Source organism: Pseudoalteromonas shioyasakiensis (assembly GCF_001550135.1).
GTDB classification, from domain to species: Bacteria; Pseudomonadota; Gammaproteobacteria; order Enterobacterales; family Alteromonadaceae; genus Pseudoalteromonas; species Pseudoalteromonas shioyasakiensis.
The window spans coordinates 61,961-72,960 of record NZ_LRUE01000015.1; the positions used below are offsets into that span (position 1 = coordinate 61,961).

The 11,000-nt window shown below is 42.7% G+C and carries 7 protein-coding genes and 1 pseudogene; 1 reads left to right on the plus strand and 7 read right to left on the minus strand.

Translation table 11 applies throughout. From position 1 onward, the window contains the following. Positions 1 to 19 precede the first annotated feature (19 nt). The 7 genes and pseudogenes from PASHI_RS09525 to PASHI_RS09550 form a co-directional block, all read right to left on the minus strand. Positions 20 to 796 (minus strand): SDR family oxidoreductase, encoded by a 777-nt coding sequence (locus PASHI_RS09525; RefSeq protein WP_054563176.1) that lies wholly within the window; start codon positions 794 to 796, stop codon positions 20 to 22. Further along, positions 793 to 1,482: an iron-containing redox enzyme family protein gene (locus PASHI_RS22150; protein WP_208855495.1), complete on the minus strand. Its 690-nt coding sequence runs from the start codon at positions 1,480 to 1,482 to the stop codon at positions 793 to 795. The genes PASHI_RS09525 and PASHI_RS22150 overlap by 4 nt, the downstream gene beginning before the upstream one ends. A 12-nt stretch (positions 1,483 to 1,494) precedes the next feature. Continuing rightward, positions 1,495 to 2,952: pseudogene (locus tag PASHI_RS09530) on the minus strand (AMP-binding protein); the annotation flags it as partial. Then, positions 2,949 to 3,590, minus strand: coding sequence for a thermostable hemolysin (locus PASHI_RS09535; protein ID WP_062565413.1), 642 nt, complete (start codon positions 3,588 to 3,590; stop codon positions 2,949 to 2,951). The gene PASHI_RS09535 and the pseudogene PASHI_RS09530, both read right to left, overlap by 4 nt. Before the next feature lie 186 nt (positions 3,591 to 3,776). Next, on the minus strand, positions 3,777 to 5,936 hold the full coding sequence (locus tag PASHI_RS09540; protein ID WP_062565414.1) for a S46 family peptidase: 2,160 nt from the start codon (positions 5,934 to 5,936) through the stop codon (positions 3,777 to 3,779). Positions 5,937 to 6,060: 124 nt separating this feature from the next. Further along, positions 6,061 to 6,945, minus strand: coding sequence for a GTP cyclohydrolase FolE2 (folE2, locus tag PASHI_RS09545; protein ID WP_062565415.1), 885 nt, complete (start codon positions 6,943 to 6,945; stop codon positions 6,061 to 6,063). An 11-nt stretch (positions 6,946 to 6,956) separates the two neighbouring features. Next, entirely contained in the window at positions 6,957 to 8,288 is a 1,332-nt protein-coding gene (locus tag PASHI_RS09550; RefSeq protein ID WP_062565416.1) for a dihydroorotase, read from the minus strand. Between the two features lie 431 nt (positions 8,289 to 8,719). Between PASHI_RS09550 and PASHI_RS09555 the strand changes: the two genes are divergently transcribed. Further along, positions 8,720 to 10,885, plus strand: coding sequence for a M3 family metallopeptidase (locus PASHI_RS09555; protein ID WP_062565417.1), 2,166 nt, complete (start codon positions 8,720 to 8,722; stop codon positions 10,883 to 10,885). The last annotated feature ends 115 nt before the right edge of the window (positions 10,886 to 11,000 follow it).

Below are 11,000 nucleotides of genomic sequence, written 5' to 3' on the forward strand. Positions count from 1 at the left end.
ATCATTCACCTTGATCAATTTAGTTGGCAAAAAAACTTTTAATTTTAGGAAGTTGTTTTGCTATTGCGTTATCAACGAGTGATGGAAATGCGCCGTTAATACGGGCAAATAATGTTTCTGGAAAACCAATAAAACGACGACGTTTTTTTGATTTAATTAAATCTATTAATGCATCAGCCACTTTTTCTGGCGGATCCATGGTGTTACCCAGCTCTTTGTTCATCGCGCGTACTTGCGGCGAATTAATCGCGGTATCGGTGGCACGAGGCGCTAAATACAATACTTTCACATCGCTGTGGCTGAGCTCTCTGGCAAGGGCTTCGGTCATCCCTCTTAGGCCAAACTTGCTTGCGCAGTACAAGGTTTGATACGGATAACCAATGCTGCCAAACGATGAACCAATATTGACAATCGTGCCTTTATTGCGGGTCACTTGTGGTAAAAACAGCTGACACAATTTAATAGGCACATGTAGGTTAATATTTAACAGATGATCAATTTGCTGTTCGCTAATTTCACTAAACCCCTGCATTACATTAACGCCTGCGTTATTGATTAGTAACGTTGCCCCGCCAATTTGCTGAGCAAACTTAGCTAGGTCATCGCGAGATTCACTGTTACTAAGGTCGGCCTGAAAATACTCAGCATCATTGCCACATTCCAATTGCAGTGCAGCAAGTTGCTTCACATTTCGACCAACGAGTAATAAACGCCAACCTTCTTTTGCAAGGCGAAGGGCAATAGCACGGCCAATGCCCCCTGTTGCACCGGTTAGCACACAAACTGGGCTACTCATGCGCTTTGCTCCAAGTCAGCCTCGCTAAAGAAAGGTTCTGAATCGAGGTCACGGAAAATATTGCCGTACAATTTATAAAAACATTTTGCGGCGTGAATGATGGCTTGCTGGTCGTCCTCGTTATCAATTTTGTTCATGAGGTTTTCGAAAAACTTCACATGCTCAATATCCAGTGCACCGTGCGAAGTAAGGTAGGTAAACGCCTTTTTAGGTAAACCTACGACCTCACGGATTTGCCCTGCTGCATTATCGGCTAATGCAATCGAGGTACCTTCGAGCACATGAACCATGCCAAAGAATGCCAATGGGTTACCGCGATTAATTGCATCGTAGGCGTACGACACCATTAACTCGGTCGAAAACTGTGGACGAGAATGACGCACTTGCTCTTTATCAAAACCACAGGCTGCAATATCGTTTAGCACCCATTCTTGGTGGCCTAACTCTTCTTCGATGTATTCTGCAACAGCTTCGCGCAGCCACTCTTGTTTATCGCTCAGCTTTGCACCAACTGCCATCAGCAGTGGTACTGTGTGCTTAACATGGTGATAAGCTTGCGTTAAGAACGATGCATATTCACTTAGGCTTACTTCACCTTTAAAAACGCGTCCAATAATCGGCGCAGCTAATAGGTAGTCACGTTCTTTCTGTGTTTCGGCTTGTAATGTATTGAAAAATTGACTCATGCTGGTCGCCTCTTGGTAAAGTGCTGAAATTTCTTTAGCAAAAAATTGATTAATAACATCGCGTTTAGGGCGATTATTGCTGGTTAATAAACCTTGCGTGTGGCTCATAGGCTCTGTCATTCGATGCCACTTTCTGATCTGTGCGTATTCGGGTAGTTGCGCGTTTTGTGCCGTAATATGGGCGGCAAGTTCAGCGTCATTCATCGCTTGGTTTGCATAGATAAGCGCGGCTAAAAATGCCTGACCTTCGCCAATCACCACTGCTTGTTGTACTTGGCTGTGGCTAAGCAATAACGACTCTGGCCACTCGGCACTGATATTGCGCCCAAAGCTGGTGATCAGCTGATTTTTCAAGCGGCCCTGAATAACCAAGCGACCTGCTTGCTCAGTAACGAGATCGCCAGTTGCATACCAGTCATCAGCATCTTGTGCTGCTTGACCTAAATACCCCAAAAACAATGAGCCTTTGATATAAAGCTGGCCATTTTCAATTTTGTATTGAATGTGCTTAAGTACTCGCCCTGCGGTGTCAATGTCATCATCATCGCGAGTGTTTAAACTCACCACCGATGAAGATTCAGATAAACCATAACCTTGATAAACCGGCAAACCGAGCTCACGAGCTTGCTTAATAAGCGCTTGGCTTACAACTGCGCCACCTACTGCAATAAACTTTAAGCTTTTAGGTGCTTGCCAGCCTTGCTTTGCAAAAGCCACTAAACAAGTCAGTAGCTCAGGCACTAAAATAAGGGTGTTTGGCTCAGTACGTTCAATTGCGGCTATTAATTTATGTGGTTCAAGTAGCTGTGCACCTGAAAAACCAAGTTCAGCTAAAGGCACTAAGTTAACCGTGCCACCCGCTAATAGCGGCGCATACACACCGGCTAAATTCTCAAGCAAAACAGGTAGCGGCAGTAAACATAAATGGTTTGGTTTTTCTAAACCAATGCTTTGATAAAGTGATGTTGCCACCTGCAATTGGCTTTCAAGCGATAAACACACGCCTTTTGGTGTGCCCGTTGAGCCAGACGTAAAGGTAATCTTTTGCGTGTTTGCAAAATATGGCACAGGCTGTGTATTACTCAATTGGTAAACATATAAAGGGTAATGCTTACATACATCTACTAACGCCACTAATTTAGCATGCTCGCCTTCGTAAGCACGGTCACAAACAAATAAACCTGCCCCACTGTTTTGTAAACCAAACGCAATTTGCTGAGCAGTAAAAAACGTTGGTAGCGGAATAGCCACTCTTTTAAGCTCGCTAAGCGCAGCTTCTAATACACACCAAGCAGGTGTGTTATCTAATTGATAAGCCACACCTTGGGCATCAAATTCTGCCAAGGTAGGTAGCAAGCGAGTCACTTGTTCAGTAAATTCTTGTTTAGTTAGTGAGCGCACACCATCGTTTTTGTGGCAAACCATTAAGGTATCGCTATCTTTATGTGGTAACTGTGTTAACCAACTCATAACGCCTCCAAAAATACAGCAAGCTCAAGCGATGACTGTAAACACTGCTGTTTGATATTGAATAAAACGGGGGTATTTAATACACGCTGATGAGCTTCGTTTAGGTCAACCACACAGATGGTTGGTTGATTGTCGTAATAGCTACCCCAGCTTGCTGGATCTTGAAGTGCTTGCGCATTTGCAACACCGATTTCTTTGCAATTGACACCCAGCATTTTTAATAGCGCTCTCACTTTGCGGGTTGCACAAAACACTAAATAATTTGCTCCTGCTTGATAGAGTGCTTCGTTCATTAAAACAAAATGTGCCAAGGTGGCTTTTCGGTGCGTTGAGCATAAATTACCTAGCTCAAAAATGTGCTCACGCTTGGCACCAACAAAGTGCTCAATAGACGCAGGGAGGTATTGTTCAATAAACAAAGGTTGTGATGCAGAGCGAAGGCCTAACGTACATACTTCATCATCAACATTAAGCTCACAAAGAAGCGGCATGAACTGCGAAATTTTCGCGTCATAGGCTGCAGCAAAACCTTGCTTAATATTACGCTCAAGGCGGTCACGAAATTGGCCTCCTTCACGAGTGCAAACAAAGGCAGGCTCTTGAACTTGAGTTTGATGTGATTGTTGAACTGAAAGCATAATTGTTCGCTCCACTTAGGTTATGTGTAAAATTTATCGAGCGAAACTTAAATAAAACTTAAGAAAAATTAATTTTTATAAATATTTTTCAACCTTATGAAATTCAGTACTTTTATTTTTATAAAAAACAAAAATGCCAGTCTGTTAGACTGGCATTTTAATGCTTAAATTAGCGTTTAACTTAGATTACTTAACGATAGTCATCTCTTTAAGTAGGTTTTGAGCATTATCAACTTTATCCATTACCCACAACATGTATCGTGAATCAACGTGAATTGAGCGATTTAAGTTTTCATCGTAATCCCAATCACCAATAATGCTTTCGTAAACACCATCAAATAACAAACCAACGAGCTCAGCATTACCGTTTAGCGTTGGTGAACCTGAGTTACCGCCTGTGGTATCTACATTCGATAAAAAGTTAACCGGAACCGTATTCATACCGCCGGTGTAATCACCATAAAGCTTTTGCTTAATTAACTCGTTTTGTTTCTCTGGTGAATTGAATGGTTCAACACCGGTGTTTTTAGCAAGTAGTCCTTCTAAAGATGTAAAGGGGGTTGCCACTAAGCCATCTTGCGGTGAATAGCCGCCTACCGTACCGTAAGTTACACGCAGGGTGCTGTTAGCATCAGCATAAACTGGCTTATTAAGTGCCTTGTTATAAGCGATGATTGCTTCCATTAGTGCAGGGCGAGCAGCTTGCTGTTTACCAGCCAGTTCTTTTTTCGCATCTTCAATATCTTTTGTGACTGCAAAGATTGCATGCGCATACTGAATGAATGGATCGCTACTTTGCTTTAACTGAGCAAGGTCAAGTTCTGTCATCCATAAACGTTTACTTTCATCTGCAAGAACCGATTTAGCATACATATCATCAAGCAAGGCTTGCTGTTTTTGTTTATCAAAACCGTTTGTTAGACCCAGTGCTTTATCAACCTCTGCAACTCGCTCGTCTTTAGGTAATGCAGCATATTGCTCAATAAAGTACAGTAAAATAGCTTTATCTACGGTTTCATCATAACGACGGCTCATGCTTTTTAAACGAGACTCGATACGTGGCATATCACGTTCTTGATAACCGCTTTCGCGCTCAGCATCTGGCTTTTGTTTTTCGTAAGCTAAACGGTATAAACGTCGAGCAGTTGAGATCATTTGTGAGCGGTGTACATACCCTAACATACGGTCGCGCTGGTTATGCTCTTGCGACTGAGCAACTAGCGCAGATAAATCAGCAAGTACATGTCCGTATTTAGCTTTGCGCTTACTATCTTCGTTGATCCACGCAGTGAGATCTTTTTCGAATTGTTGCTTACGGCTATACATTGACCCTTTATTGAAACTCTCAATCATTGAGCCATAGTTTTTAATATAGTTGTTGTAACCCGCAATCGTGCTTTCATAAGCGATACGTGCCTCTGAACCTTCAGGCGCATTTTCTTCAATTAACGAGACATATTTAGAGTTATATTTACGCGCTAATGGGTAAGCTGTGTTAAACACGTAATCAACTTCAGGCGAAATACGGTAACGGTTTGTGCTGCCCGGATAACCGGTAACCATCACAAAATCGCCTTCTTGAACACCTTTAGCGCTTACTTTTAAAAACGCATCACTTTGGTACGGCACGTTATCTTCTGAATATTCAGCTGGCTTGCCATCTTTGCCAACATAGGCGCGATAGAACGAGAAATCACCCGTGTGGCGCGGCCACATCCAGTTGTCGATATCACCGCCGTATTTACCTACGCCCATAGCAGGTGCATACGCTAAACGTACATCTTTAATTTCTAGCGATTTAATAAGGTAATACTCAAGACCACCGTGGAAAGTATACACATTACAGCGGTAGCTCTCGTCTTGCTCACACTCACTAACAAGTGCTTTCTCATTTGCTTGAATTGCATCAAAACGTGCTTTACCGGTTAACTTTTCAGTCCCTTTATTTACTTTATCTGTAACGTCGGTTACTTGCTCTGTTACAAAAACACGAGAACCCGGCGCAGCTGGGACTTCTTCGCCCGTTGTTTTAGCTAAAAAGCCATTTTCTAAAATATTGTTTTCGGTAGTCGAGTTATATTGAATCGAACCATAGGCACAGTGATGATTTGTGACAACTAAGCCTTTTGGTGAAACAAACGAAGCTGTACAGCCACCAAGGCTAATTACCGCGTTCATCGGAAACTCTGTTAATTTTGAAATTGACTCTACATCAATGCTCAAGCCTTTCGCTTTTAACACTGATTCAAGCTCTGGTAGCTGGTGAGGTTGCCACATGCCTTCGTCGGCAACAGCAACATTTGCTACAGCGAGACCCACTGCAGCAGCAATAAATTTAAAACGCATAGTCGTCCTTTATATTATTATGTTTATCATTTTTAGCGCTCGTATCATTATCATTGTGAAAATGAATAGCAATATTTTGCGACCGCTAATGTCAAAATTTGTAAACCATTTTAGGTTCATGAACCTAATATTTAGACTCATAAACCACGGCATTGTGGCCATGTAAGCTTTCTTGGTGTTCAACCTTAAATTGGTAATCAGCAATGCTCGGCATGGTTTCGAAGCACTGCTTCAATCGCCTTGCTGCATCTTCGCAAAACAGTAAGTTTTTTGCGTTAAGGGCAGCAAATGCTTGTTCATCTTCACGCTTTACGGCGGTTTGTACTGGGGTGCCTATGGCTTGCTCACATAATGTGATAAAGCCGCTAATATCAGGTAGCTTTTCACTACTAAAAGTGACATCAATATAAGCATAAGAGCGCTGGCTATGGGGAGTTGCAATTGAGCCCTGTTCACTTGCAAGCCAATTGAGTAAAGAGGCTTTATCTATATGCTCATCACTAAATTGCTTATCGACTGCCTCGCTCAAAAGCTGCCTCGATAATGCCGCTGAACACGGGCACGTGCTACTGTAGGCAATATCGACTTTTAAGTTAATGGTAAGTGATTGCTGCTTTGTAATAGTTAAAACGACAGGGTAAGCATTGTAACCTGCATTGTCGCTAAGTAGCGCTGGTTTTAGCTGTGGTAAATCAAAATGCAGCACCAGTTTTGCGCCTTTACTTAAGCCTTTTTGTGATGCTAAAACAGCCTGCATAAACTCGTTAACACGCTGAGTCGTTAAACTTTGTTTAGCCAGTAGCTGATTAAGTAGTAAATAAAGACGCGACATATGAATACCTTTAGCATCACTATCAAGGCTAACGAACACATCAGCTTTGGTATTCAAGTGCACATCAACATGAGTTTGTGCAAGCTTCAAAGGCAATGCTATTTTCTCCATGCCGACCCATTTTAAAGGTGACTGAAAATCTACATTAGAGTGCGAGGTAATATCGGGTAATTGCATATCGACTTCTTTTAACGATTGAATGTTAAGACCTTAGCGGCCTGTTTGTGCGGGGTCACTTGTTGCCCATCAAAGACACACTCGCCATTTACAAAGGTATGTGTTATTCGGTGTGAAAAAGTGGTGCCATTAAATGGCGTCCATTGGCATAAGTAATGCGTGTTTGTATGCTCAACGTGCTTTTCTGCATTTGGGTCAACCAGGACTAAATCAGCAAAATAACCTTCTCTGATAAACCCCCGCTCTTCGATAGCAAATCGCTTTGCCACGTTATGCGCTGTTTTTTCAACGACTTGCTCAAGGCTCAACGCACGACGTTTTACCTGCTCAAGTAACGACAGTAATGCATGCTCGACTAATGGGAGCCCAGCAGGGGCAGCGCTGTATTGTTGCTGCTTTTCTTGCCAAGTATGAGGGGCATGATCGGTGGCAATAATATCAATGCGACCATCGCGCACTGCTGCGAGTAGCGCTTGGCGGTCTTGCTCTGATTTTATGGCGGGGTTACATTTAATTTGATTGCCATAGCTTGCGTAATCATCTTGATTAAACCACAAATGATGCACGCAAGCTTCGGCAGTTATGTGCTTTTGCTCTATGGGTGCGTTACTAAATAGTTCTAGCTCTTTTGCTGTTGTTAGGTGTAAAACATGCAGCTGCGAGCCATAGCGTTTTGCCAGCGATACGGCATACGATGAAGATGCATAACACGCCAACTCATCACGAATTAACGGGTGATGTTCGATACGTAACTCACCATAGCGCTTTGCTAAACGGCGGTGATTTTGCTGAATAACTTCGCCTTGCTCACAATGGGTGGCAATGAGTACTGGGCTTTCCCGAAAAATGGCTTCAAGGGCATGAGGGTGCTCAACCAGTAAATCGCCTGTTGATGCCCCCATAAACACTTTAACACCACATACACTTTTGGCATCAAGAGCCTTTATTTCATCGAGGTTGTCTGGGGTTGCGCCAAAGTAAAACGCATAATTCGCAGCGCTCGTTTGCGCTGCTATCGCGTATTTATCTGCAAGTGCTTTTGCTGTGGTAGTCGATGGTGAAACATTGGGCATTTCCATAAAGCTTGTAATACCACCTGCAACTGCGGCGGCGGATTCACTGGCGATCGTGCCTTTGTGGGTAAGGCCTGGCTCTCTAAAGTGAACTTGATCGTCGATCATGCCAGGTAATAGCAACAAACCGCTTGCATCAATTACCTCATCATTGGCCTTGGCACTGATATCTTTGGCAATTTCAGCGATTCGATTACCAACAATTCGTACATCGTTTATTTCGCGCTGTCCTTCATTAACAACGCAGGCATGTTTAATTATAATAGCCATATGACTCCTTGCTTATTCAGCAACATTTGCAACTTATCGTAAAAAAATGCACTCCATGGCAAGATTGATTGCAGACTGAATTGTTACAATATAACATACCACAAAGTTTTTATTTGGACACTGTTATGAGTCAAAAAGATCAATTGGGTCGGGCTATTTAAGCTGTAAAGTTATAAGTGGCTTTCCGATCTTAGAGAATTTTAACGGCTTATCGCAGCCAATAATCACCTTATCGCAACGTATGAGGTCAATTGTAATAAGACACAGTATGCTGGGCTCATTGATCACATGGTGATACCTGCCTCATATAAGTGCTTTTTTAGCATCTTTTTGTAATCCGTTTTAACCGCTATGCAAATCAAGAGCTTATAAAACGTATGTGCAAGGTTATATCGACACAATTTAATTTTAAAAATGACGAGAGAAAAACTATGAAACACCTAATCGCAACCGCGATCAGTTCTGCGCTGTTACTTACAGCCTGTTCAGAACCGCAAACAACAACATCAACGCCTAAATCAGAGCAATCAGCCCCTGTTGCTGCAAATGAGCAAGCTAACCCACTGTTTGTGAAAAGCGTATTACAATACGAAACGCCTGATTTCAGTGCGATTAAAGATGAACATTTCATGCCGGCATTTAATAAAGGCATGTCTGAGCAAATGGCTGAAGTGCAAGCTATTATCAACAATCCAGCAAAGCCTGATTTTGCCAATACGATTGTTGCGCTCGAGAAAAGTGGTGAGCTATTAACACGCACACGCAGTATTTTTTATAACTTAGCGGGTACGGATTCAAACCCGGCACGTCGTGAATTACAAAAAGAGTTAGCGCCAAAACTAGCGGCTCATAGCGACAACATTTTCTTAAATAAAGCACTTTTTGAGAAAGTAGCGGCTATTCACAGCGAAGCTGACAGCCTTGCCTTAACTGCTGAAGAAAAGCGTTTATTAGACGTTTACTACAAACGTTTTGTGCGTGCTGGTGCAAAATTAAGTGCAGAGCAAAAACAACAAATTCGTGATATCAATACAAAGCACTCGAGCTTAACAACCCAGTTCTCACAAAACTTATTAGCGCTTACTAAAACAAATGTTGTTTTAGTGGATGACAAAGCAGAGCTTGAGGGCTTACCAGCAGGTCAAATTGAGCAGCTTGCCAATGCCGCTGCAGAGGCAGGTCACCCTGGTAAATACCTAATTAAGATCACAAACACCACGCGTCAGCCTATTCTGGCAACACTGAAAAACCGTGATTTACGTGAAAAAGTATGGCGTGCATCGGCTGAGCGTGCATTATCGGGCGAAAATAGTAACCGTGATATCGTGGCAGAACTTGCTCAGTTACGTGCTCAAAAAGCGAAACTATTAGGTTACGACAGCTGGGCTGATTTTGGTTTAGAGTCACAAATGGCGAAAAAACCACAAGCTGTATTTGATATGTTTGCGAGTATGATCCCTGCATTAATGCAGAACGTCAACGCTGAAGCGGCGGCTATTCAAGCTAAGATTGATGAGTCAGGTGAACAATTTAAATTACAGCCATGGGATTGGTTATTCTACGCAGAGCAAGTGCGTAAAGATAAATACAACCTTGACGAAAATGCAGTGAAAGAATATTTCGAGTTCAACCGCGTTTTAGAAGACGGCGTATTCTTCACCATGAACCGTTTATACGGCATCACCTTTAAACCACGTAATGATATTCCGGTTTACCACCCTGATGTAAAAGCCTATGAGTTATTTGATGAAAATGGAAAGAGCTTAGCCATTTTCTTTGCTGACTACTTCGCTCGTGAAGGCAAACGTGGCGGTGCATGGATGAGCTCATTCGTTAAACAATCTGGCCTTAAAGAACAAAAGCCAGTTGTCGTAAACGTTATGAACATTCAAAAAGGCGCGAATGGCGAACCTACGCTTATCAGCTACGATGAAGCAACAACAATTTTCCACGAGCTGGGTCATGGCTTACACGGCATGTTCTCAAACGTGAAGTACCCGACTCTATCTGGCACCTCAGTATCACGCGACTTCGTTGAGTTCCCATCAACATTTGAGGAAGATTGGGCCATGTACCCTGAAGTTATCGCTAACTATGCAAAACACCATAAAACTGGCGAGCCGATTCCTGATGAGCTACTGAAAAAAGTAATTCAATCACGTAGCTTCAACCAAGGTTTTGATACCCTAGAGTACGTTGCAGCTGCATTACTTGATATGGAGTGGCATTCACTTTCTGCTGATGCACCATTACAAGACATTGAAAAGTTTGAGCAACAAGCGCTTGCTAAACATGGTGTTGATGTACCATTTGTACCACCACGTTATAAGTCAGCCTTCTTCTCACACTCAATGGGCGGCGGTTACTCAGCGGGTTACTACGCTTATATGTGGAGTGAAATCTTAGCGGCAGACGCCTTTGCATATGTTCAAGAGCAAGGTGGTTTAACTCGCGAAATGGGTGAAAAATACCGTAAAGAAATTTTAGAAGTGGGTAACTCACGTGACCTTATGGAATCGTTCAAAGCATTCCGTGGTCAAGAGCCAGACACGTCAGCGTTATTAAAACGCCGCGGCCTAAAAGCAACGGTTCAATAGTTTACCTTAAGCTCTAAGCTGTAAGTCAGAAATGTGGGGTTATCGAGTATTGATGACCCCACAAAGATAGTAAAAAGAGCTGTCAGCCGTCAGCTATCAGCGTTCAGACGCGCGA

Excerpts from the sequence above, each read along its gene's own strand:
- PASHI_RS09525 (WP_054563176.1), bottom strand. The coding sequence starts at position 796 with ATGAGTAGCCCAGTTTGTGTGCTAACCGGTGCAACAGGGGGCATTGGC.
- PASHI_RS22150 (WP_208855495.1), bottom strand. The coding sequence starts at position 1,482 with ATGAGTCAATTTTTCAATACATTACAAGCCGAAACACAGAAAGAACGT.
- PASHI_RS09535 (WP_062565413.1), bottom strand. The coding sequence starts at position 3,590 with ATGCTTTCAGTTCAACAATCACATCAAACTCAAGTTCAAGAGCCTGCC.
- PASHI_RS09540 (WP_062565414.1), bottom strand. The coding sequence starts at position 5,936 with ATGCGTTTTAAATTTATTGCTGCTGCAGTGGGTCTCGCTGTAGCAAAT.
- folE2 (WP_062565415.1), bottom strand. The coding sequence starts at position 6,945 with ATGCAATTACCCGATATTACCTCGCACTCTAATGTAGATTTTCAGTCA.
- PASHI_RS09550 (WP_062565416.1), bottom strand. The coding sequence starts at position 8,288 with ATGGCTATTATAATTAAACATGCCTGCGTTGTTAATGAAGGACAGCGC.
- PASHI_RS09555 (WP_062565417.1), top strand. The coding sequence starts at position 8,720 with ATGAAACACCTAATCGCAACCGCGATCAGTTCTGCGCTGTTACTTACA.